Source organism: Flavobacterium sp. (assembly GCF_035299005.1).
Lineage (GTDB): Bacteria > Bacteroidota > Bacteroidia > Flavobacteriales > Flavobacteriaceae > Flavobacterium.
On the sequence record NZ_DATGXL010000014.1, the window covers coordinates 170,327 to 195,122 of the forward strand.

The 24,796-nt window shown below is 32.1% G+C and carries 22 protein-coding genes and 1 tRNA gene; 15 read left to right on the forward strand and 8 right to left on the reverse strand.

Features of this window, described 5'->3' with window-relative positions; all coding sequences use genetic code 11:
• Positions 1-4 precede the first annotated feature (4 nt).
• A complete protein-coding gene (locus tag VK164_RS09625) occupies positions 5-1,345 on the reverse strand; it encodes a TolC family protein (protein ID WP_324209133.1) in 1,341 nt (446 codons plus the stop codon).
• 3 nt (positions 1,346-1,348) lie between these two features.
• Positions 1,349-1,945 (reverse strand): TetR/AcrR family transcriptional regulator, encoded by a 597-nt coding sequence (locus tag VK164_RS09630; RefSeq protein WP_324209489.1) that lies wholly within the window; start codon positions 1,943-1,945, stop codon positions 1,349-1,351.
• 161 nt (positions 1,946-2,106) lie between these two features.
• Here VK164_RS09630 and VK164_RS09635 point away from each other — a divergent pair, with 161 nt between their 5' ends.
• Together VK164_RS09635 and VK164_RS09640 are read left to right on the forward strand one after the other, a co-directional pair.
• The gene (locus VK164_RS09635; RefSeq protein ID WP_324209134.1) at positions 2,107-3,081 is read left to right on the forward strand and encodes a polyprenyl synthetase family protein; all 975 of its coding nucleotides are present in this window, start codon (positions 2,107-2,109) and stop codon (positions 3,079-3,081) included.
• Entirely contained in the window at positions 3,074-3,424 is a 351-nt protein-coding gene (locus tag VK164_RS09640) for a hypothetical protein (RefSeq protein WP_324209135.1), read from the forward strand. The genes VK164_RS09635 and VK164_RS09640 overlap by 8 nt, the downstream gene beginning before the upstream one ends.
• On the opposite strand, the gene VK164_RS09645 is transcribed toward VK164_RS09640, so the two are convergent.
• Positions 3,421-3,966 (reverse strand): hypothetical protein, encoded by a 546-nt coding sequence (locus VK164_RS09645; protein WP_324209136.1) that lies wholly within the window; start codon positions 3,964-3,966, stop codon positions 3,421-3,423. The genes VK164_RS09640 and VK164_RS09645 overlap by 4 nt on opposite strands.
• A 116-nt stretch (positions 3,967-4,082) precedes the next feature.
• Here VK164_RS09645 and VK164_RS09650 point away from each other — a divergent pair, with 116 nt between their 5' ends.
• Together VK164_RS09650 and odhB are read left to right on the forward strand one after the other, a co-directional pair.
• Positions 4,083-6,854 carry a 2-oxoglutarate dehydrogenase E1 component gene (locus VK164_RS09650; protein WP_324209137.1) on the forward strand — a complete coding sequence of 924 codons (2,772 nt, stop codon included), beginning with the start codon at positions 4,083-4,085 and terminating at the stop codon, positions 6,852-6,854.
• 61 nt (positions 6,855-6,915) lie between these two features.
• Positions 6,916-8,133: a 2-oxoglutarate dehydrogenase complex dihydrolipoyllysine-residue succinyltransferase gene (gene odhB, locus VK164_RS09655; protein ID WP_324209138.1), complete on the forward strand. Its 1,218-nt coding sequence runs from the start codon at positions 6,916-6,918 to the stop codon at positions 8,131-8,133.
• Between the two features lie 89 nt (positions 8,134-8,222).
• Here the strand turns inward: odhB and VK164_RS09660 are convergent, their stop codons facing one another.
• A complete protein-coding gene (locus VK164_RS09660; RefSeq protein ID WP_324209139.1) occupies positions 8,223-9,215 on the reverse strand; it encodes a hypothetical protein in 993 nt (330 codons plus the stop codon).
• A gap of 281 nt (positions 9,216-9,496) precedes the next feature.
• Here VK164_RS09660 and VK164_RS09665 point away from each other — a divergent pair, with 281 nt between their 5' ends.
• The 6 genes from VK164_RS09665 to VK164_RS09690 all read left to right on the forward strand — a co-directional run bounded on the left by VK164_RS09665 (position 9,497) and on the right by VK164_RS09690 (position 16,727).
• The gene (locus tag VK164_RS09665) at positions 9,497-11,203 is read left to right on the forward strand and encodes a helix-turn-helix domain-containing protein (protein ID WP_324209140.1); all 1,707 of its coding nucleotides are present in this window, start codon (positions 9,497-9,499) and stop codon (positions 11,201-11,203) included.
• Between the two features lie 146 nt (positions 11,204-11,349).
• Entirely contained in the window at positions 11,350-13,788 is a 2,439-nt protein-coding gene (locus VK164_RS09670) for a fibronectin type III domain-containing protein (protein ID WP_324209141.1), read from the forward strand.
• Between the two features lie 82 nt (positions 13,789-13,870).
• Positions 13,871-14,413 (forward strand): hypothetical protein, encoded by a 543-nt coding sequence (locus tag VK164_RS09675; RefSeq protein ID WP_324209142.1) that lies wholly within the window; start codon positions 13,871-13,873, stop codon positions 14,411-14,413.
• Between the two features lie 39 nt (positions 14,414-14,452).
• A complete protein-coding gene (locus tag VK164_RS09680; RefSeq protein WP_324209143.1) occupies positions 14,453-15,583 on the forward strand; it encodes a hypothetical protein in 1,131 nt (376 codons plus the stop codon).
• 72 nt (positions 15,584-15,655) lie between these two features.
• The gene (locus VK164_RS09685) at positions 15,656-15,922 is read left to right on the forward strand and encodes a hypothetical protein (RefSeq protein WP_324209144.1); all 267 of its coding nucleotides are present in this window, start codon (positions 15,656-15,658) and stop codon (positions 15,920-15,922) included.
• Positions 15,923-15,938: 16 nt separating this feature from the next.
• Entirely contained in the window at positions 15,939-16,727 is a 789-nt protein-coding gene (locus VK164_RS09690) for a hypothetical protein (protein ID WP_324209145.1), read from the forward strand.
• Positions 16,728-16,812: 85 nt separating this feature from the next.
• On the opposite strand, the gene VK164_RS09695 is transcribed toward VK164_RS09690, so the two are convergent.
• Positions 16,813-17,250 carry a retropepsin-like aspartic protease gene (locus VK164_RS09695; RefSeq protein ID WP_324209146.1) on the reverse strand — a complete coding sequence of 146 codons (438 nt, stop codon included), beginning with the start codon at positions 17,248-17,250 and terminating at the stop codon, positions 16,813-16,815.
• Positions 17,251-17,342: 92 nt separating this feature from the next.
• Here VK164_RS09695 and VK164_RS09700 point away from each other — a divergent pair, with 92 nt between their 5' ends.
• The 5 genes from VK164_RS09700 to VK164_RS09720 all read left to right on the forward strand — a co-directional run bounded on the left by VK164_RS09700 (position 17,343) and on the right by VK164_RS09720 (position 21,167).
• Positions 17,343-18,110: a TatD family hydrolase gene (locus VK164_RS09700; protein ID WP_324209147.1), complete on the forward strand. Its 768-nt coding sequence runs from the start codon at positions 17,343-17,345 to the stop codon at positions 18,108-18,110.
• 62 nt (positions 18,111-18,172) lie between these two features.
• A complete protein-coding gene (locus VK164_RS09705; protein ID WP_324209148.1) occupies positions 18,173-19,312 on the forward strand; it encodes a 1-acyl-sn-glycerol-3-phosphate acyltransferase in 1,140 nt (379 codons plus the stop codon).
• Positions 19,299-20,330 carry an asparaginase gene (locus VK164_RS09710; protein WP_324209149.1) on the forward strand — a complete coding sequence of 344 codons (1,032 nt, stop codon included), beginning with the start codon at positions 19,299-19,301 and terminating at the stop codon, positions 20,328-20,330. The genes VK164_RS09705 and VK164_RS09710 overlap by 14 nt, the downstream gene beginning before the upstream one ends.
• Before the next feature lie 56 nt (positions 20,331-20,386).
• Positions 20,387-20,473 (forward strand) — tRNA-Ser (locus VK164_RS09715).
• Positions 20,474-20,498: 25 nt separating this feature from the next.
• Positions 20,499-21,167, forward strand: a complete 669-nt coding sequence (locus VK164_RS09720; protein WP_324209150.1) for a porin family protein — start codon at positions 20,499-20,501, stop codon at positions 21,165-21,167.
• Here the strand turns inward: VK164_RS09720 and VK164_RS09725 are convergent.
• The 3 genes from VK164_RS09725 to asnS all read right to left on the reverse strand — a co-directional run bounded on the left by VK164_RS09725 (position 21,162) and on the right by asnS (position 24,792).
• Positions 21,162-21,773: a hypothetical protein gene (locus VK164_RS09725; protein WP_324209151.1), complete on the reverse strand. Its 612-nt coding sequence runs from the start codon at positions 21,771-21,773 to the stop codon at positions 21,162-21,164. The genes VK164_RS09720 and VK164_RS09725 overlap by 6 nt on opposite strands.
• A gap of 6 nt (positions 21,774-21,779) precedes the next feature.
• The gene (rpoN, locus tag VK164_RS09730; protein WP_324209152.1) at positions 21,780-23,246 is read right to left on the reverse strand and encodes an RNA polymerase factor sigma-54; all 1,467 of its coding nucleotides are present in this window, start codon (positions 23,244-23,246) and stop codon (positions 21,780-21,782) included.
• A 97-nt stretch (positions 23,247-23,343) separates the two neighbouring features.
• A complete protein-coding gene (gene asnS, locus VK164_RS09735) occupies positions 23,344-24,792 on the reverse strand; it encodes an asparagine--tRNA ligase (RefSeq protein WP_324209153.1) in 1,449 nt (482 codons plus the stop codon).
• Between the last annotated feature and the right edge of the window lie 4 nt (positions 24,793-24,796).

Sequence of the window (24,796 nt, forward strand, 5' to 3'; positions counted from 1 at the left end):
TTGATTATTTATTGGTTAGTGTTTTAAGTTCTCCTTTTGATTTTATGAATTGAATTTCAGCTAATTTGTATTCTAAAATAGCATTGGTATAATTATTTTGTGCTTCAACCATTGCATTTTCTGCATCTAATAAATCGGTTAAAGAAGCTAGACCTTGTGTGTAATTATTATTGGTATTATTAAAAACTTCTTGAGCAAGTTGTGCGTTTTCTTTTTGATTGTTGATGGTTATCAAACTGTTTTCAAGTTGCTTTTTTGCATTATCAAAAGCTAAATCCAATGCCAATTTTGTATCATCAAGGTCAACTTTTAAAGAATTTAAAGCATTATTTGCTTGTCTTACTTTTGCTCTTGTTCCAAATCCAGCAAAAAGTGGCACTCTTAAATTTAAACCAATTGAGGCATAATCAGACCAATAAACACCGTCTGATGGCTTTGCAAATAATGGTATTTCTGGTCCTTGACCGATATAGTTATAACTTCCGCTTAATGAAAGTGTTGGATAATATGCCGCCTGAACTGCCTTTTTTTGGTACGTTAATAATTGTTCTTGTTTTTTTAGTAACAAATATTCAGTTCTTCCAGTTACATCGGTCGATGAAGTTAAATCTTGTGGAGTTACTTCAAATGCTGTTTTAGGAATGATTATTTTATTTTCCATCGGCATTCCTATGTAAAATTTTAAAGCATTTTCTTGAAGCAAAATCGCATTTAAAATTTGTTGGCGTTGCGAATTGATATTATTTACTCGAACTGTGATTCTGTCTAAATCAATTTTTTTAGCTAAACCATTATCAAATTGACCTTTGATGATATCTTTTACTTTGTTTGTATTTTTCAAGTTATTATCAACTACGATAAGTTTTTGTTGTTGTACATATACTTGATAATACGCATTTGCAACACGTTCGATAACTTGTTCTTCTGTTAATTGCGCGTTTATTTGGTAAAATTCTCTGGTAGATTTAGCCGCTTTTAAACCAGTAAAAACAGATTGGTCAAACAAAGCTTGGTTTAAAGAAACACCAGCTCCAGAATTCCATTTTTGTCCAAAGGCAGCTTGAATAGTTGTTCCTGGAGCGCCAAAATTATCTCCATCTATTACCGTTGTTTGTAAAATAGGATTATAATTCAAACTTCCATTAGCCGAAATTTGCGGTAAAGCTCTAGAGCGAACTTCTTGAATTTTATATTCACTATTCTCGACTTCTAATTTTGCTTTTTTAGCTTCTGCTTTGTTTTCAAGCGCAAAAGTGATAGCGTCTTTTAATGTTAGTGGTGCCGCTTCTTGCGCACTTACTGACAGTGTAAAAGTTAATAATGTTATGAGGATCGTTTTCTTCATTGTTTATATAATTGGGTTTTTAAGATGTTTTTCTAATTCAATAATTCCAGCTAATGTAGCCATGGCTCTAATGTGATATTCTAATGCTTTGACTTCTAATTCATGAGCATCGTTTTCTAGCATAGTGTTTTCGTTAATATTGAAAATTAAGGTGTAATAAAATTTTACATAATTATCAATGTCTAAATTTTCTCTATATAAACCCTCATTAATACCTTTGATGATGTTTTGCCTAAAACAATCTTCACAAATGCTTACTTGCTGGGTTAATACTTTTTCATAAATTTCTGGATAGTGTTTTTTTAATTGATAAATTGGGGAAGATTCTGCAGCTTTGAACATTTCTCTAAACATTCTCTTGATTTCAAAATTTTCTTCAATAGCATTAAAATTTTTAGATACAATTTTATCTATCGTTTCATGAACTTCTTTGTGAACCAATTCAACACTTTCTTCAATCAGTACATCTTTGTTGCTGAAATACTTGTAAATCGTTTTTTTTGAAATACACATTTCACAAGCAATATCATCCATAGTTATGCTTTTGAAACCAAGTCTCAAAAACATTTCTTTAGCCTTATTTATAATTTTATCTTTCATTTTTACAGTAAAATCTCTTTTTTGGATTTTATTTTCGGGTACAAATGTATAACGGAAACTTTTAACACCAAAATAGTTTCCTGTGTTTTTACATAAATTTAACATTTGATTAATTCGTGTCGTTTCATAATATTGGAGTATTTTAGCAAAAAATTCAAATAATGCATTCTATATCATACTATCAAGAAAAAATGAGCAATCATTTTTCGAAAATTGTTGCCAACAAAGAGCCCAAAAATTTATACGAACCTATCGAGTATATTTTATCGCTTGGTGGAAAAAGAATGCGTCCGGTTTTAACCTTAATGGCAAGTGAAGTTTTTAATGTGGATTGTGAAAAAGCGATTCCAGCAGCAACTGCGGTTGAGGTGTTTCATAATTTTTCATTGATTCACGATGATATTATGGATGATGCTCCTTTGCGAAGAGGCAATCAAACCGTTCATGAAAAGTGGGATTTGAATACTGGAATTTTATCGGGTGATGCGATGCTGATTTTAGCGTATCAATTTTTTGAAAATTATGAACCAGCAACTTTTCAAAAATTAGCCAAATTATTCAGTAAAACAGCTTTAGAAGTTTGCGAAGGACAACAATATGATGTCGATTTCGAAATGCGCGATGATGTTACCGTTCCTGAATATTTAAAAATGATTGAATATAAAACAGCGGTTTTAGTTGGTGCTGCTATGAAAATGGGAGCAATTGTTGCCAAAACTTCAGAAGAAAATGCAGATTTAATTTATGATTTCGGACTGAATTTAGGAATTGCATTTCAATTACAAGACGATTATTTAGATGCGTTTGGAAATCCAGAAACCTTTGGAAAACAAGTTGGTGGCGATATCATCGAAAACAAAAAAACCTATTTATACTTAAAAGCAATTGAGTTTTCAAAAGTCGAAGAAAAACAACAATTGTTGCATTTGTTTTCTATTCAACCTTCAGAAAACACAGACAAAATAGAATCGGTAAAAGCCATTTTTAATTCTTCTGGAGCAAGTGATGCAACTAAAAAAGCAATTCAAGACTATACTTTCAAAGCATTTGAAACCTTAGGGAAAATGGATATCGAAGCTGAAAAGAAAGCTATTTTAAAAGCTTTTGGTGAAAATTTAATGGGAAGAAATGTATAATCCACCTGCAAATATTGAGGCGCTAATTTCGCAAGCCGAAGAAGAGCATCTGTACTTCAAATTGATTGAGCAGGTAAATAAAGATTTTGCTTTGGCGAATGAAAGTTTAGACGTTCCAATGGGTATATTTCCTTTTGAATTTAAAAATTTGGTACAAGAAAAAATCTACAGACTCATTCAATACAAATTTGCAGAATATCTCAATTTACTTTACATCATTGATGTTCCAGAAGAGCAAATTAAAAAACTAGATGGCTCTGATTTGGTAGAATTATCGGAACAAGTTGCTTTCTTAGTGTTAAAACGTGAGTGGCAGAAAGTTTGGTTTCGAAACAAATATTAAAAATAAACCCTCACAAAAGGCATAAAAGGCTCTGTATAGATATTATCTCTATCTTTATGCAAAATATTATAACGAATTCCAATAGTTATATTTTCATTACGATAACCAGCACCTAAAAACAAAGCGGTATTCCAAAAATCTTGTTTATCACTTCCATAAGAATCCTCAAAAGTTCTATTCACTCTTAATTGCTCTAATTCAGTTGATAATTGTAACTCTTCAATAGGATGAAAAAGCGCAATTAAACTACCACCATACAAATTTGCTTTGTAGAAATCTTTTTGCTTTACATAGCTATATTGTGCTCCTATACCAGCTGATACATAATGATTAAAGTTATAAACTGCACTAGGAGCTACCATAATATCTGCATAACCATTCCCAACACCTAAACCGAAACCTCCACCAAATTGCATATGATTCCAGAAATCACTTTTTGTTTTCATTTCAGTGTTTTCTTGTGCAGAAATTTCAGAATTGAAACCAAATAAAAACACAATAGTTAACAAAAATGTTAAATTCATTACAGAATTCTTTTTCATAATTCGATTTTCAAAAAATTAATGTTATAAAAGTATAAAAATCCTTGAAAGATTATCATAAAATGTTTTACTTTTGCGTAAAATTTTTAATTAAAAGGTCTTTCAGACAACACAATATGGATAGGTTTTCCTTTTTAAACGCTGCACACACTGCTTTTTTTGCAGATTTATACGAACAATATTTACAAAATCCAGATAGCGTAGAGCCAAGCTGGAGAAGTTTTTTTCAAGGATTTGATTTTGCTCAAGCCAATTATGGTTCAGAAGAAGTTGCTCAGCAAATTGCATATGTAGCTTCAGGTGATTCTGGTGAAATTTCTGAAAAAATGCAAAAAGAGTTCAATGTTCTGAAATTAATTGAAGGATATAGAACACGCGGGCATTTATTCACAAAAACAAACCCAGTAAGAGACAGAAGACTTCATGGACCATCATTAGCACTTGAAAATTTTGGCTTATCACAAGCTGATTTGAATACGGTTTTTGATGCTGCTAAAATGGTAAATATGAAGCCTTGTACTTTGGCTGATATTATCAAGCATTTAGAAAATGTGTATTGTCAATCTATCGGTGTGGAATACATGTATATCCGCGAACCACACAAATTAGAATGGATAAAAAATCGTTTAGATATTAACGACAATTTACCAAACTTTACAGCTGACAAGAAAAAACACATTCTTAAAAAATTAAACGAAGCTGTTTCTTTCGAAAACTTCTTACATACCAAATATGTAGGTCAAAAACGTTTTTCATTGGAAGGTTGTGAAGCAGTAATTCCTGCTTTAGATGCATTAGTTGAAGCTGCTGCTGATAAAGGCGTAGAGCAATTTGTAATGGGGATGGCGCACAGAGGACGTTTGAATGTATTGGCCAATATCTTTGGAAAAAATACACAAAATATCTTCTCTGAATTCGACGGAAAAGACTATGACGAAGACGCAAATTTTGATGGTGACGTAAAATATCACTTAGGACTAACTTCAGATAGATTAACAGATTCAGGTAAAAAAATCAACTTAAATTTAGCTCCAAATCCTTCACACTTAGAAACAGTAGGTGCAGTTATTGAAGGAATCACAAGAGCAAAACAAGATAGAAATTATCCAAATGATTTTTCAAAAGTATTACCAATTGCCGTTCACGGTGATGCCGCTGTAGCTGGTCAAGGTATTGTGTATGAAATTATTCAAATGGCTAAATTGGATGGTTATAAAACAGGTGGGACAATTCACTTAGTAATCAATAACCAAGTTGGATTTACAACTAACTATTTAGATGCTCGTTCTTCTACTTATTGTACAGACGTAGCCAAAGTAACATTATCGCCAGTTTTACATGTAAATGCTGACGATGCAGAAGCGGTAGTTCATGCAATGTTATTTGCTTTAGATTACCGTATGGAATTTGGAACAGACGTTTTCATCGATTTATTAGGATACAGAAAATACGGTCACAACGAAGGTGATGAGCCTCGTTTTACGCAACCTATTTTATACAAAGCCATTGCAAAACATAAAAATCCAAGAGATATTTATGCTGAGAAATTAACTCAAGAAAACGTTATTTCTACTGGCTATGTTAAAGAATTAGAAGAGGCTTACAAAGCAAAATTAGATGAACATTTAGAAGCTTCTCGTAAAAAAGACTTAACCGTAATTACACCGTTCATGGAAAATGAGTGGGAAGGTTATAAACAAGTTTCTGACGATGTAATGCTTCAAAAATTTGATACAAAATTTGACAAAAAACAATTAGCTGAGATTGCTAATACGATTACCCAACTTCCATCTGACAAGAAATTTATCAGTAAGATTACTAAGTTAATTGGGGATAGAAAGAATATGGTGGAAACCAATAAATTAGACTGGGCTATGGGCGAATTATTAGCTTACGGTTCCTTACTAAAAGAAGGTTTTGACGTACGTATTTCTGGGCAAGATGTGGAACGTGGAACATTTTCACACCGTCATGCTGTTGTTAAAGTAGAAGATTCGGAAGAAGAAGTAATTCTTTTAGATAGCATAAAAGATAAAAAAGGAAACTTTTATATCTATAACTCACACCTTTCAGAATATGGAGTTTTAGGTTTTGAATATGGATACGCATTAGCATCTCCAAAAACCTTAACAATTTGGGAAGCACAGTTTGGAGATTTCTCTAATGGAGCTCAAATTATGATTGATCAATACATTTCGGCAGGTGAAGATAAGTGGAACAACCAAAACGGATTGGTAATGTTATTGCCTCACGGATATGAAAACCAAGGAGCAGAACACTCGTCAGCACGTATGGAGCGTTACTTACAATTATGTGCAAAACACAACATGTACATTGCCGATGTAACTACGCCAGCTAACTTCTTCCACTTAATGAGAAGACAATTAAAAACAGAATTCCGTAAGCCATTAGTAGTATTTTCTCCAAAGAGTTTATTGCGTCATCCAGATGTAGTATCTTCGATGGATGATTTAGCAAACGGACAATTCCAAGAAATATTAGATGATCCAAACGTAACAGATAAAAAAGCTATTAAAACATTGGTTTTCTGTACCGGTAAATTCTATTATGACATCATTGCAAAACGTGCTGAATTAGGCAGAAACGATGTGGCTGTGGTTCGTTTAGAACAATTATTCCCATTAGCGGTTGACCAAATCAAAGCAATCATTGACAGTTATCCAAATGTGGATGATTATGTTTGGGCACAAGAAGAACCTAAAAACATGGGAGCTTATGGTTATATGTTGATGAATTTTGATTTAGTAAAATTAAGATTAGCATCACCAAAAGCATATAGTGCTCCAGCTGCAGGTAGTTACGAACGTTCTAAAAAACGCCATGCTAACGCTATCGCAATGGTTTTTGATAAAAAATTATTTCAATAAAAAAAACAACTCAATTATCACCCTGAGCTTGTCGAGGGGTAAACTTTTTAAATAAAAAGATATGATTTTAGAAATGAAAGTCCCTTCTCCTGGGGAATCGATTAAAGAGGTAGAAATTGCTACTTGGTTAGTAAAAGATGGTGATTATGTAGAAAAAGACCAAGCGATTGCTGAGGTTGATTCAGATAAAGCAACATTAGAATTACCAGCTGAAGCAAGTGGAATCATTACATTAAAAGCAGAAGAAGGTGATGCAGTAGCTGTAGGTGCTGTAGTTTGTTTAATCGATACAGGTGCAGCAAAACCAGAAGGTGGTGCAGCTCCAGCAAAAGAAGAAGCAAAAGTAGTTGAAGCACCTAAAGCTGAGGCTCCAAAAGCAGCTCCAGTAGCTGAGAAAACATATGCAACTCAAGCGCCATCTCCAGCAGCTAGAAAAATATTAGAAGAAAAAAACATCGAGCCTTCTGCAATTGTAGGAACAGGTAAAGGTGGAAGAATTACTAAAGATGACGCTGTAAATGCAGTACCATCAATGGGAACTCCAACAGGAGGAAATCGTGGAACAGAAAGAACAAAACTTTCTATGTTACGTAGAAAAGTTGCTGAGCGTTTAGTTTCTGCTAAAAACGAAACGGCGATGTTAACTACTTTCAACGAAGTAGATATGTCAGCAATTTATGCTATTCGTGATCAATATAAAGAAGAGTTCAAAGCAAAACATGGTTTAGGATTAGGCTTTATGTCGTTCTTTACTAAGGCGGTAACTCGTGCTTTACAATTGTATCCAGATGTAAATTCTATGATCGATGGTCAAGAGAAAATTTCTTATGACTTCTGTGATATTTCGGTAGCAGTTTCTGGCCCAAAAGGATTAATGGTTCCAGTTATGAGAAATGCAGAAACATTATCGTTCAGAGGTGTTGAAGCAGAAATCAAAAGATTGGCTATTAGAGCTCGTGACGGACAAATTACTGTAGATGAAATGACAGGTGGAACATTCACAATTTCTAATGGTGGTGTTTTCGGTAGTATGCTATCTACACCAATTATTAATCCTCCACAATCAGGTATTTTAGGAATGCACAATGTGGTAGAAAGAGCTATCGTTAAAAACGGTCAAATAGTAATTGCGCCCGTTATGTACGTTGCATTATCATACGACCACAGAATCATTGACGGACGCGAGTCAGTTGGATTCTTAGTTGCGGTTAAAGAAGCTTTAGAAAACCCAGCAGAATTATTAATGGGTGGTAATGTGAAAAAAGCATTAGAATTATAATTACTTCGTCAAACTGAATTTATTTCAGATTATAAATAAAAAAATCCCAAACTCAATATGAATTTGGGATTTTTTCTTTAACTACTTTTTTATGGTAAACCGTTTATTGCAGCAATCAATTGTGCTTCAGAGCCAACTACAGTTTCAGAAAGTGTAAAACTATAAATTGCATTAGCCGTTATCGTAACACTTTTAATAGCATAGCGCCATTGCCAATTATCTTCAGTAATAAAAATAATATGGCATGCTAAACCAATTGGAACTTGCCCATAATGTTCAGAGAATAAGTCGGTAACATCATCATATGTATCTAATTGAGCAAGTCCATTTCCTAATCCGTCATAATGTAAATAAACCGCCGAATTTTGATTATCATATCCAGTAGGAGCCGATACCAAAATGGTTGTTTTTGGATTTGGATCACTATAAAATCTATCAACATTTGTCCATCCAAAATTATTTAATAATGCATAATATGTAGCATTAGGGCCTTGACCTTCTACAAAAACACCTCCAGCCCCTCCAGCTGCGTCTTCCTGTTCTTCCCAAACAATTCCAAGTGTGTCATTTTCAATTCCATTCCACAAAGTCATTTCAGAATCACCTCCAGCGTCAGTTAACGAAGTTGGAATGTTTAACGTAATAGGGCATGTAATTGCTAATTGTTGTCCGTTTTTTGTTGCATTAATAAAAAATTCACCTCCAGAAACCAGCATAGCTTTGTCTCCACCAGGCGTAATTCCCATTGTTGTAAAATTTGTTGCAAGCATAGTTCCGCCATCAAAAATCTCAACAAATTCTATATCAACAGTACCAGTAACTGGATTTCCATTTAAAGTAAGGCAATTACCATCTATAGAAATAGACACACCTTTAGTTGAAGTAAAATTAGCCACACCTGATTCTGCAATAAATTGAAAATTTTGTGTAATAGAGCTTAAAGCATCATCTCTAAGAGATTGAAGTTCTGCTGCACTTGGCAAGTTATTGTCGTCGTCATTGTTACAACTAGTAACAAATAAACTCAATAGTAGAAAAGCAACTATTGAATAAACGAATTTAAATTTTAATACTTTTTTCATAATATTTGTTTTTGTTTATATAATAGATTGAACAAATGTTAAAAAGTTGCGTCAATATAAATAAATCTGTTAAAAAGAATTAAAAAACAGTTTAAATGCTCTATTTTTTATCACATAAGTAGTATCATATAAAAATCCTAATAAACCAAGTGGGATTTTTATTTAAAAAATAAATGCCAATAATAAAAAAACTATTCTTAGATATAATTCAAAAAACTGTAGTTTATTATTTAATTTAGCGCATCAAAAAAGCTTTAGTTTAATTTTTCAGTTTTTTCAAAATGCATAAATTTATTTATTCTATAATAATGCTATTATTTTTTTTCTTGACGTTTGCTCAAGAATTAAATGAATCAGAAATTAAAAAAACTCGAAGTATCCAAGAACAACTTATTTCAAATCCAGAAGAAGCCTATACCGAAGCTTTAAAAATTAGTAAATCTAAAAAAGAATTGTTTAGCTTTTATGGCAAATATTACGTAGCCAATTATTTTTACAATAAATCAGAGTTTACTTACTCAAAGAAACTTCTTATCATACTTATAGATAGCATCGAAAAAAGTAAGATGGATAAATCAAGCAAAGTGTATCAAGATTTGCTTGGAATGTGTGTTAACAAACTTTTTTATATCCATAAAAATTTAGGAGAATACGACACGGCATTGTTTTATCTTGATAAATATAAAGCGAGTGTACCAAACAATCATTTTAACGAACAATACGGCTCAATAAAAGTAGCTATGGGTGATTACGTTAATGGGATTGCATTACTAAAAAAAGAATTGAAGACCACACCTCATCTAAAATTAGGAGTGGGCGAAAAAAAAATAATGAATAAAAAATTATTCGCAGATAAATATAATATGATAGGAGAAGCTTATCAAAAGTATTATATCCAATCAAAAAAAACTCTTCTTTTGGATTCAGCAAACTATTACTTTAATGTAGCTGCAAAAATGATGCTACAAGATAATTTTTACCCTGAATATACAAAAGCATTATTAAGCATGCGGGAAGCAAAAAGTGCAGCCTTGGAAGGAAATTATGTTAAATCATTATCCTTGTATAGAAAGAGAAAAAAGTATCCAATAATTCATGAAAATATAAGAACAGAACAATTATTTGATTTAGGAATGGCCGATTGTTTTCATCATTTAAAGCAAGTTGATTCAGCTCTTTTTTATTGTGAAAAATATGTAAAAAACTACCAAATAACTAAAGTTTCAAAAGAAAATCTTTTAATGGCTTATAACATTATGACTCAATGTTATAGTAAAAAAAATGACAATAGAAATGCATATATCTATGCTCAAAAAAGCTTAGAGCTAATTCAATCAATAGGAGGAATAAAAAATAAATCCTTAAATTTTCTTCACAATTACGATCTTAATATTATAAAAAAAGAATCCAATGAAATCATTGCGTCTAAGAATTATTTCAAGATTTCTCTTTTTAGTATTTTGGCAATTTTAGCATTAGTCATTTTTAGTTTTTATTATTATCACAAACTTCTGAAAGAAAAGCATCATCGTTTTTTAAAAATTATTCAAAACCTCAGAGAATCTAAAGTCTCAGAAATTAACAATACACAAATCATCAAAACCGAAACACAACCAAAACAAATAATTGATAATGAGCTTATTGAAAAATTAGCGTTTGGTTTAAAAAAACTAGAACAAAAAGAGGCTTTTTTAGATCCTAATTTCAAGTTGGCTTTTGTTGCCAAAAAATTAAATACAAATACAGCTTATTTATCACAATACTTCAATCAGGTAATCCAAAAAACTTTTTCAGAGTACACACAAGAATTGAGAATACAATATGTACTCCAAAAACTTGTTGACGCACCTTATTTTCGTAAATACACATTGCAAGCTATTGCTGAAGAAGTTGGTTATAAAGATGCAAATACTTTTGTTCGCGTTTTTAAAAAGCAAACAGGGCTCACTCCAAATTATTATATTGAAAAACTAGAAAATACAGATTAAGTGTTTGTTAATCAGTTAAATAAACATTATTAAATCTTCTGATTATTTATAAATAGTCCAATATATAAATTGGTCTAGTACTTCTTATCTCATAGTTTTGATGGAAATTTATTCAAATTAAGCTTCAAAATCATCAAAAACTGAAAATGAAAAAAAGAATTACTTTATTCTGCCTATTGGCATTTTTGTATTTAATTCCTAATGCTGTTGCGCAATGTACTACTGCAACCAATGGATTATTTCCAGCTAATACCTATACCCCAAACTGTAGTGGAAACTATGAGACAATAACCAGCCAAAGTTGGACAGGTGAATACAGCAATGTGAATGTAATTGCAAACAAACAATATTCGTTCTCGAGCTCAGTAGCAACTGATTATATTACAATTACTAATGGAAATGGAACTATTGTTTATGCAAGCGGAACACAACCAGTAATATGGGATTCTGGTAGCACCACAGGCGTTATCCGCTATTACCTGCATTCAAATACTAATTGTAGTAGTGAACAAGTGAACAGATCTCGCTATATTCGATGTGCAGATGCATCAAATTGCGTACCACCTTCAAATTTGGCTGTGTCAAATATAACATCCAATTCTTGTAAAATCACTTGGACGGCTGCATCACCGGTACCTTCTTCTAATTATGATATTTATATCGTTACAACAAATAGCGCTCCTACTGCAAATTCTACTCCTACATTATTTAGTACAACTAACTTAACTACCACTATGTATTTAAACGTTGCGGCAGGTACTACCTATTACTACTGGATTCGCTCTAACTGTGGAGCTACAACTGGTGTGTGGGTTTCTGGTGGTAATTTTACTACACCACCTGCATTAACTTGTAACGGTGCAATTTATGGATTATATCCTGATGCAACTTTTACACCTGCTTGTACAGGAAATACAGAACAAATCGTTGCAGATGCTTATGCGGGAGAATATTCAAATGTAAATGTATTGTCAAATAAACAATATACTTTTACTAGTTCAATTTCTACAGATTTTATTACAATAACTAATGCTACTGGAACAACGGTTTTAGCCAGTGGTTTAACTCCTTTAACTTGGTTATCTGGTTCAACCTCTGGAGTAGTTAGATACCATTTGAATGCCAATTCTAGTTGTGGAACTCAAAACACAAACAGAGTAAGATCTATTACATGTGCTACAATTTCAGTTTGTAATGCTCCAACGCAACTATTTTATGATGGTTTAACTTCGTCTTCAAATAATATTGCATGGACGGCACCAAATCCTGCGCCAAGCAATGGCTATGTTTATTGTTATAGTACTGTCAATGATCCATTTTCTGCTAATGCAATCACAGGAACGACGACAGATACCTTTGCGGTTTTAAATAATTTATTGCCAAATACTACCTATTATTTTTGGGTAAAATCAAATTGTGGACAAACACAAACCAATTGGGTTTCGGGAGGTTCGTTTACCACATATCCAGCATCTGGATGTAACGCACCAACGCAACTATTTTACGATGGTTTAACATCAACTTCTAATAATATTGCATGGGTAGCCCCAACGCCCGCGCCAAGCAACGGATATGTATATTGTTACAGTACTATCAACGATCCATTTTCTGCTAATGCAATCACAGGAACTACTACAGATACCTTTGCGGTTTTAAACAACTTATCGCCAAACACTACCTATTATTTTTGGGTAAAATCAAATTGTGGTAACACACAAACCAATTGGGTTTCGGGAGGTTCGTTTACCACATATCCAGCATCTGGATGTAACGAACCAACGCAACTATTTTACGATGGTTTAACATCAACTTCTAATAATATTGCATGGGTAGCCCCAACGCCTGCGCCAAGCAACGGATATGTATATTGTTACAGTACTGTCAATGATCCATTTTCTGCTAATGCAATCACAGGAACGACGACAGATACCTTTGCGGTTTTAAACAACTTATCACCAAACACTACTTATTACTTTTGGGTAAAATCTAATTGCGGGCAAACACAAACCAATTGGGTTTCCGGAGGTTCGTTTACCACATATCCAGCATCTGGATGTAACGAACCAACACAATTATTTTATGATGGTTTAACTTCAACTTCAAATAACATTGCATGGGTAGAAGCTACACCTACACCAAGCAATGGCTATGTATATTGTTACAGTACTATCAACGATCCATTTTCTGCTAATGCAATCACAGGAACGACGACAGATACCTTTGCTGTTTTAAACAACTTATCACCAAACACTACTTATTACTTTTGGGTAAAATCTAATTGTGGACAAACACAAACCAATTGGGTTTCCGGAGGTTCGTTTACAACCCAAATGCTTACTACGGAATCATTCTCAATGAAAAATTTGAAGCTTTATCCAATTCCAGTAAAAGATATTTTAAACCTTTCATTTGATAAAGAAATTACTACTGTTTCTATATACAATTTATTAGGCCAAGAAGTTTTATCAAAGCTTGTAAACAACAATGAAACTTCAATAGATTTTACAGATGTATCTGCTGGGACTTATTTTGCAAAAGTAACTTCTAATAATGAAGTGAAAACAGCAAAAATCATTAAACAATAAAACGAAATGTTTCATTTATTGATTGAAAGCATTTCTTAAAAAATCAAACTTATTTTATTAACCAATTTAAACAAACAAATTTATGAGAGTATTATCTTTAATTTTTATGATTTTAGCCTTTTTAGTAGGAGGTTTTTGTGCAGGAGTTTTATTTAAAAACATTGAAAACAGAATGGGAACTGATGGTGATTCAGAAAAGCTGGAAGAAGTGTATCGTTTAGTAGAAAACGAACAAAAACAAATAGATCAATTAAAAAAAGACGGAATTGACGTTACTAAAATTGAAGACCCACAAATAAAAGAAAGTTTAGAAATTATCGAAAGTACACCTGCAAAATGGAAAGTTTTGTATGCGGGTAAATTAGGCATTGTATTAGCTGTTCTTGCTTTTGTAATGGTTGTAGTAGCATTTATGAAAAAAGAATTTGTTTCTAAATTAAGTATTCTTGTTGCTGTATTGTCAATAGTTCTATGGGCTATTACACCATACATGGAAGAGGGAACATTCTCAGGCGCAAATCCTAAATCTCTTGCTTTAATTGCATGTATTGGTCTTATAGTATGCTCAGGATGTGCTTTTATGAGCTACAAATTATACTTGAAAAAATCTCAAGCAACAGCTTAATTAAGGATTCAAATTAATTTCATTTCACAATTACAATCTATGAAAATCAATCGCTTACTATTATTAGTTTCATTACTTTCTTTTACTTTTTCTCAAGCTCAATTATCAGCATTTATTAATGGGAAAGAAGTAAAGTCTGGTGCTACGATTTCTAAAAAGGACTTAGCAACATTACAAGTTAGTTTCAAAAAAGCCAAAAGCGTAACCGTTTATTCTGGTTATACAAATCTGTATGTAGAGTTTTCAGATAATTCTAATACCTACATAAATAGTTGGAGTCTTCAAAAAGAAGGCTATACTGCCATGTTAGATTTTATGAAGAATACACCTATAACAAAAAAATTTAGTGTTTTTGAAGGCAAAGATTTTATAAATAGAGGGAATACACTTGAATGGATTTTAAATGGCGCAAATGGAGTAGAAAAACAAAAAACGATAAAAGTTGAAATAGGATTTTGGGTTAGAGAAGAAACCGGATATAAAGAATATGGACCAAAAGTTCAATTATTAGAACCAATTTACTTTAATGTGCCTATTTGGGAACCAAAAAATCTATACCTTCCTTATCTTGATCTAACTGTAGATAAAACGAATATAAAAGAAGATATCAATACCAGCCAGACAGGAAGTACAGACAGGAGTGATACAGAAGTTGGCTACCAAATACACAAAAATCAAGAAACTTATAAAATTTATGCATTCGAAAAATCTGCACATCCAGGTTTGACGGTTGATGAATTAGCTAAAGATTTCATTCATAGAGTTACTTATCATTCAAATAATGATAAAGTAAAAAAAATCCATGAATATGATTTCGAAAAATATAATTTACCTTGGTATCATATCTGCGTACTTTTCCGAGATGAACAAATACAAAATGTGGATTATTTTATAAACAAAGATGTGAAATCAAAAGATTTAATGAGTTTATATGAAAAAGTAGAATTTGGAAATATGAAAGGATACACATTTCAATCTGGTTTGTACAATACAGGAAGACAAGATGGAAAAACTTATAAAGATGTAGGACAATTCAGAATCTATATTCTTAACCATCCTACAAACCCAGATATAGTATTAATGATATGCAATGAAATTGGAAGAGGCACAGAAACAGCACAATCTATAGATACTTATATGCAAACTTTTTTAAAGAGTATAAAGCAATAATTTTTAAAACAGATTCTAATCCCAAACTTCATAGTTTATGTTGTTTGGGATTAATTTTAAAACAAAAACAAAATGGAAAATTTATCGATTATAGGAATGATAATGATGGCGTTAGGATTTATCAATGCCGCTTGGGTTGGAATTCTTTACATCATATCATTAAGCGCTGTTGCTGGAACCAAATTATCAAAAAAAGTTGGAACAGCAAATGAAAAAACCGACGAATATCTTGAACAAGGAAAATCAATGTCTAGCGGTTTATTGAAGAAGTTGATTTGGAGGTTAGCAATTGGATGTATGGGTTGGCTAATGTTTTATATAGCAACGGGTCATTTTTAAAAATTTGTATTTAAATATGAAAAGTATTCTAATAAAGTTAATCATTTTAATTTTATTATCTACTTATAATGTACAAAGTCAAGAGGTAAAAGTTGTATACGATAGAACCGATATAGACACAAGTGACGTTATTAATCATACGATAAAGTTAAGGATTGATAATTTCCCGAATAACACAAACAGATGTGAACTTATTGACGCTTATGCAACTGATGAAACACATCATAAAATTAAACCTGAATATTTTTTAACTCAAGCAAACAGTGAATTTTGGATAACTTTTACAAAAAGTAAAAAATCTAAAAAAATAATGTCACTCAATGGTAAAGCACGCTTTTTTAGTGTTTCAGAAGAAGCAGAAACAACAATAAAAATTGACAGTCTCTTAGAAAAAGTGAATAAAACTATCTACTCAAAAAATGAGACTAAAATTATTGTTGTCGACATTGAAGCTTTAAAAAATATAAAAGGTAAAAACCTTTTTGAGTATAAAAAAGAAGTTGCAAGAATTGTAAAGGAAAACAAATTAAATCAAGAAAGGTTTGAAAATACATTGAAAAAGACCTTTGAAAATTATATTGATCTTTTTAATATGATGATTTATTGTGAAGATTCAAAAAATAGTATTGAAGACATTGATTCGCTATTTACAGAGTATAATAAATATCCTGAAGGAATTAAAAATGATTGCATTAAAACTTTTCTTTTTTCTAGAAGTGATGCCACTAATTTAGCTAGAATTAGCATCAGAGATTCCTTGACATATAAAGAAATAGACTTCAACGTAGTTATAAGTGATGATTAACTATTGTGAATTTTACTTAAAAATTGAACTTTAAAATCTAAAATTCCAAAAGAGTTTGGAATTTTAGATTTTCTTTATGGTTAATTCACTTCATATACAAACAATGATTACTATAATCAATAATTGCTTTTCCTTTTAGCAAAACATCAGCACCAATAATACCATCAACCGGTTTAGTTTTATATTGTATTAAAGCTTCATTTACATGACTCATATCAAAAACAATTAAATGGAAATTGTCACTCTTCCAGCTTCCTAATTGAATATGATTATTTTTAGCTAATTGAGTTTCCATACCAACAGCTCCTGCCCCAGCTGCTTTAGTTTCAGAAAATTGTGCATTTAAAAAAAAGCGTTCAACAGATTCAAACCCTACACAACTATTACTGGCACCTGTATCTAAAATAAAATTACCCTTAATGCAATTTACCTTTGCAGTAATTAATAAATGTTGGGTTTTTAAAACCTTAAATTTTACTTTTTTATATTCTTTCTCTTTTAAAAAATATTGCAAATCTTCCATAATTCAAAAATATAAAAATTTCAGTCTTAATTCTTAATTCTTTAATCTTAATACTTTTATTCTAACTTTGTACTTTGTAATCCAACCAACAAATGATACTTACCGACACGCACACCCATTTATATTCAGAAGAATTTGATCAAGACAGGAATGAAATGATGCAAAGAGCCATCAATGCAGGAATTTCACGAATGTTTGTCCCTTCAATTGATTCAAATTATACCCAAAAAATGTATAAATTAGAAAAACAATATCCCGAAAATGTATTTCTAATGATTGGCTTGCATCCTACGTATGTGAAAGAAAACTATTTAGATGAGTTGGCACACGTGGAACGAGAGTTGGCTTCAAGAAAATTTTACGCTGTGGGCGAAATTGGAATCGACTTATACTGGGACAAAACTTTCTTAAAAGAACAACAACACGCTTTCAAACACCAAATTCAATTAGCGAAAAAGTATAAATTAGGGATTAATATTCACTGCCGAGATGCTTTTGATGAAGTTTTTGAAGTCCTAGAAAGTGAAAAATCAACAGATTTATTCGGGATTTTTCATTGTTTTACAGGCGATTTGAATCAAGCCCAAAGAGCAATTTCTCTAGGAATGAAATTAGGAATTGGTGGAGTAGCCACTTTCAAAAACGGAAAAATTGATCAATTTTTGAATGAAATTGATTTAAAACACATTGTTTTAGAAACCGATTCGCCATATTTAGCACCCGTTCCTTATCGTGGAAAGCGCAACGAGAGTAGTTATACATTGCTAGTTGCACAAAAATTGGCTGAAATTTATCAATTACCGATATCCGAAATTGCAAAAATTACGACAGAAAATTCACAACAAATTTTCGGAATTTAATTCAAAATTAAAGGACAAGTCATAAAATTTTTGTTCATTTGTGCATTGTTTTCAAAATTAACATGACAAAATTCGATTCTATTCGTCCGTATTATGATTCAGAAGTAAACGAAGCTTTAAAATCTTCGTTAAATCATCCTATGATGAAGGCTATGATGGATTTTACCTTTCCAGAAATGGAAGAATCTGTTTGGAAAGAACAATTGAGTAGAACTCATTCTATTCGTGATTTCCAGATTAATTTTGTGTACCAATCTATTCAACGCGTTTTAGAAAGAAGTTCAGAAGGTTTATCTACTTCTGGTTTTGAAAAATTGGAACCTAACACTTCCTATTTATTCATTTCAAATCACCGTGATATCATTTTAGATACTTCTCTATTAAATGTATCGCTGTTTGATCATGGATTAGTCATGACAGCCTCGGCCATTGGAGATAATTTAGTACAAAAAGATTTTCTTTTAAAATTGTCAAAACTAAATCGTAACTTTTTAGTTCAAAGGGGATTATCACCAAGAGAATTATTACAAAGTTCTAAGCTGATGTCAGAATACATGTATCATTTATTGTCAAAAGAAAATCGTTCGGTTTGGATTGCTCAACGAGAAGGAAGAACAAAAGACGGAAATGATGCTACCCATCAAGGTGTATTAAAGATGCTAGCAATGGCAAATGACGAGGAAAAAGTAATGGATTTCTTTAAGAAATTAAAAATTGTTCCTGTTTCTATTTCCTATGAATATGACCCAACAGATGCTTTGAAAATGCCACAACTATTAGCACTTTCAAAAGACGAAGTATATATCAAAGAAAAAAACGAAGATTTCATAACGCTTTTAAGTGGCATTATTGGTCAAAAGAAACGTATACACATACATGTCGGTGATGTTTTAGAAAACGAATATGAAAAAATTAAAGCCGAAACCGACAATAACAACAAGCAAATTCAAGCATTAGCACAAGTAATAGACGATTCTATTTTACAATCGTACAAGCTGTGGCCAACCAATTTTATTGCTTACGATATCTTGTACAAAACCTCAAAATTTACGCATTTATATGATGAAAAAGAGCGTCAATTATTTGAACGAAGATTAGAAATGCGCATTGATGCTGAAAATGAAACTATGAAAGAAGGATTTTTAGCTATGTATGCCAATCCTGTGGTGAACAAACTAAAATACACCCATGACATCGCATAAAGCAAAAATATTGCTAATTTATACCGGTGGAACCATTGGTATGGTGAAGGATTTTGAAACTGGTGCCTTAAAAGCATTTGATTTTAAAGAATTACTGAATCGAATTCCAGAATTACAACTTTTAGACTGTTTAATAGAAACCATCTCCTTTGAAACTCCTATTGATTCTTCTAATATGGATATTTTGAGTTGGCAAAAAATAGCTAAAATTATTGAAGAAAATTATCCAAATTTTGATGGCTTTGTAGTGCTTCATGGTTCTGACACCATGTCTTATAGTGCTTCCGCATTGAGTTTTATGTTAGAAAATTTAGCTAAACCTGTTATTTTTACAGGTTCACAATTGCCAATAGGTGATTTACGAACTGACGCTAAAGAAAATTTAATCACTGCTATTCAAGTAGCCTCATTGCAAAACAATAAAAAACCTGTAATTCAAGAAGTGTGTTTGTATTTTGAGTACAAATTATACCGTGGAAATAGAACAACTAAAATAAGTGCTGAACATTTTAATGCATTCACTTCTCCAAATTTTCCTGAATTAGCCGAATCAGGTGTACATTTAAGAGTAAACTCTGATTTGATTTTAACCAACAAATCAAATAAAAAACTTAAAGTACACACCGTTTTTGATGATAATGTAGCTATTTTGAAACTTTTCCCAGGTATGAATGAAAAAGTATTGACTTCCTTTTTTACCATTCCAAATTTGAAAGGAATTGTTTTAGAAACTTATGGCTCAGGCAATGCACCTACTGAAAAATGGTTTGTTGATGCTTTAGCACAAGCCATCAAAAACAATATCCACATCATTAACGTAACACAGTGCAGTGGTGGAAGTGTAGCCATGGGAAATTATGAAACTAGCACGCAATTGAAGACCATTGGCGTTATCTCTGGAAAAGACATTACCACTGAAGCCGCAATTACGAAACTGATGTATTTACTTGGTCAAAATGTAGCCAATTCTGTTTTCAAAACAATCTTTGAAACCTCTATTCGAGGAGAAATGCAGTAATAAATGAGCTAAAATTTTTATTCCATTATTTTTTTGCATTATTTTACATAGATTTTAGAGAGGTGTCCGAGTGGTTGAAGGAGCAAGCCTGGAAAGTTTGTATATGGGTAACTGTATCGAGGGTTCGAATCCCTTCCTCTCTGCTGATTTTCATTTTAAGGTAAAGACATGAAGAAATTTCACTACATCGTACTTTTTTTATACACTGCAATTGGTTTTGCGCAAACCGATGTAAAAGTGGCGGATTCATTGTTTAGAGAAGATCAAATTTACTTTTCTGTTTCCTATAATTTTTTGCAAAATAAACCCGATAATTTTAGTCAATATTCTTTTTCGGCTGGACTAACTGCTGGTGTTTTTAGGGATTTTCCAATTACAAAAAACCGTCATTGGTCTATTGCGCCAGGATTAGGCTACTCTTATAACGATTTAAAACAAAATATAGAAATTCAGACGGTTTCACCTTATTCGCCTACTCCAGAAACTGGTATTGTAAGAAGTCGTATGATTTTACATTATCTTGAAATGCCTTTAGAAATTAGATGGCGTAATGCTTCCCCTGATAGTCATAAGTTTTGGCGTATTCACACGGGTTTCAAAGCAAGTTATTTACTAGGTGGAAAATTTAATTATGAATCTACAACACTTGGAAATGGAAGTGAAAACATTAAAGATGTATTAAATAAATTTCAATATGGCGTTTATGTCTCTTTTGGATTCAATACTTGGAATCCGTATATTTATTATGGGTTAAACCCAATATTTGACAAAAACAAAACAGCTGTAGAAAATAATGTTACTGCCTTAAATATTGGTTTGAAGTTTTATATTTTATAACCAATACTTAAAAAGTAACACTTGTGGAAGTAATCCGATAGCAATTCCTGCGATTAATTCAATTGGAGTATGCGCTTTCATATATAATCTTGAAGAAGCTACTAATCCCATACAAACAATGCAAAAGGCAATTAAATTCACAAAAGGTAGTTGATAATATACACTCAATCCATAAACAAAAGCTGTTAACGCACTAACACCTATCATGTGTAAACTGGCCTTGAATTTTAACATAACTGATGCTAAAACCAACACAGCACTAAATAATCCACCTAAAAAGAAAAAATAGAGTTCTGTAAATATTTCTTTTGAAACACTATACTTTATTAACACAAATAACAAAATGGCTTGAACCGCAATTGGCATGCGTCGTTCTGTTAAACTGGCTTCTGTGAATGAACTTACAACACCAAGTAATCGAAATAAAAAATACATCGACAAAGGCAATAACAAAGTTAAAATAGTGACTTGTAGTAAAGTAATGTAAATTTGAGAATCATAATAAAAGTTACTCGTGATTAAAAAGAAAAACAAAGTACCATATATTGAAACAAATATAGGATGAAAAATATAAGAGAATACCGGTAAAAGCTTTTTTAAGTCCATAATGGTCTATATCTTCTTTCTCAATCGCGCTACTGGAATATCCAATTGTTCTCTATACTTTGCAATGGTTCTACGAGCAATTGGATAACCTCTTTCTTTTAAAATTTCAGCCAGTTGATCGTCTGGCAAAGGTTTTCTTTTGTCTTCTTCCGAAATTACTTGCTGTAAGATATTTTTAATTTCTATAGTAGAAACTTCTTCTCCTTGGTCATTCGTCATTGATTCACTAAAAAATTCTTTAATTAGCTTCGTACCATAAGGCGTATCCACATATTTGCTGTTGGCAACACGCGAAACTGTTGAAATATCTAATCCAACCATATCGGCAATATCTTTTAGAATCATCGGACGAAGTTTAGTTTCTTCTCCATCTAAAAAATATTCTTGCTGATAAAACATAATTGCATTCATGGTCACATATAATGTTTCCTGACGCTGTTTAATTGCATCAATAAACCATTTGGCTGAATCTAATTTTTGTTTGATAAATTGAACGGCATCTTTTTGTGCGCTCGACTTATCAGAAGTGTCTTTATAACTCTGCAGCATTTCTTGATAATCTTTAGAAACGTGCAATTCTGGAGCATTTCTTCCGTTTAACAACAGTTCTAATTCACCATCCACTATTCGAATCGTAAAATCGGGAACAATATGTTCTACCATTTTTTGATTGCCATCAAAACTTCCTCCAGGCTTTGGATTTAATTTTTCGATTTCGTCAATTGCTTTTCTTAATTGTTGTTGTGAAACATCAAACTTTTGCAATAACTTATCGTAATGTTTCTTACTAAATGCATCAAACTGTTGCTCAATTACATGAATAGCCAATGTTATAGAATCTGATGGTGTTTTATGTTTAAGTTGTAATAGTAAACATTCTTGCAAATCACGTGCTCCTACTCCAACGGGTTCTAATTCTTGCACCAGATGCAATATTCGCTCCACAGTTGTTTCATCAGTATAAATACCTTGGGTAAAGGCCATATCGTCTACAATGTCTTGTGTAGTTCGTCTGATATAACCCATATCGTCTATACTTCCAACTAGGAATTCGGCAATATCGCGCTCATCATCCGTTAAAATAAAAGTATTTAACTGATTAATTAAATCTTGATGAAAGCTCACTGGTGCAGCAAATGGTGATGATTTATCTTCATCATCATCACTGTAGTTATTGGTTTGGTATTTATAATCAGGTGTTTCGTCGTTACTTAAATACTCATCTATGTTGATGTCTTGCGCATCGATATGTTCGTTGTCATAATCGTCGTAATCATCATTTGAATTTACCTCATAATCATCTAAATCATAATTATCATCCTTACTGCTTTCTTCCAAAGCTGGATTCTCAACCAATTCTTCCTGAAGACGTTGCTCAAATGCTTGTGTAGGCAATTGAATTAACTTCATCAACTGAATTTGTTGAGGCGATAATTTTTGAGATAATTTGAATTGTAAACTGTGTTTTAACATTAATTTTTATTTGTTTAACTGATTAATCGTTTAACTGTTGAGTTGTTTATCAAATTTACGATTTAACAAATCAACAGTTAAACAATTTAACAAGATTCTAAAATTCTGCGTTTTGCGGTGTTCTTGGGAAAGGAATTACGTCTCTAATGTTTGTCATTCCGGTTACAAAAAGCACTAATCTTTCAAAACCTAATCCAAAACCTGAGTGAACTGCCGAACCGAATCTTCTCGTATCTAAATACCACCAAAGTTCTTCTTCGTCGATTCCTAAGGCTTTCATTTTTTCTACTAAAACATCATAACGCTCTTCTCTTTGTGAACCTCCAACGATTTCTCCAATTCCAGGGAATAAGATATCCATTGCTCTAACAGTTTCTTTTCCTGGCTCAGTATTGTCGTTCAAACGCATGTAAAATGCTTTGATTTTCGCTGGATAATCAAATAAAATTACTGGACATTTAAAGTGTTTTTCCACTAAGAAACGTTCGTGCTCACTTTGTAAATCAGCACCCCATTCGTTAATGATATATTGGAATTTTTTCTTTTTATTTGGTGTAGAATCTTTTAAAATATCAATAGCTTCAGTATAAGAAACACGTTTAAAGTTGTTGTCTAATACGAAGTTTAGTTTTTCTAAAAGAGACATTTCGCTTCTCTCTGCTTGTGGTTTTGCTTTTTCTTCTTCTAACAATCTACTTTCTAAGAATTTCAAATCATCTCCACATTTATCAACTGTATATTTGATAACGTATTTAATGAAATCTTCCGCCAAATCCATATTGTCAGCTAAATCATTGAAAGCAACTTCTGGTTCAATCATCCAAAACTCTGCTAAGTGACGAGACGTATTAGAATTCTCCGCACGAAATGTTGGTCCGAATGTATAAATTTGACCTAAAGCCATAGCGAAAGTTTCACCTTCTAATTGACCAGAAACAGTTAAATTTGTTTGTTTTCCAAAGAAATCTTCTTTATAGTTGATGCTTCCGTCATCGTTTCTTGGAGCAGAACCATCAACTGGTAATGAAGTTACTTGGAACATTTCTCCAGCACCTTCAGCATCAGAACCTGTAATAATAGGTGTATTTACATAGAAAAAACCTTTCTCTTGAAAATATTGGTGCACTGCAAAAGCTAGTGTTGAACGCACACGCATAACTGCTCCAAAAGTATTGGTACGCACACGTAAATGAGCGTTTTCACGTAGAAATTCTAACGAGTGTTTTTTAGGTTGCATTGGGAATTTTTCCGCATCACTATCACCTAAAATTTCTAATTTAGTTACTTGAATTTCTACTTTTTGGCCTGCTCCACGACTTTCTGCTAAGGTTCCTGTAACACAAATAGCCGCACCAGTAGTAATTCTTTTTAAGATTTCTTCAGGTGTATTTTCAAAATCTACAACACACTGAATATTATGAATGGTTGAACCATCGTTCAAAGCTATAAACTGATTGTTTCTAAAAGTTCTAACCCAACCTTTTGCCGTTACTTCATGTAATGTTTTCGTGCTGTTTAAAAGGTCTATGATTTTTGAATGTTTCATTTCT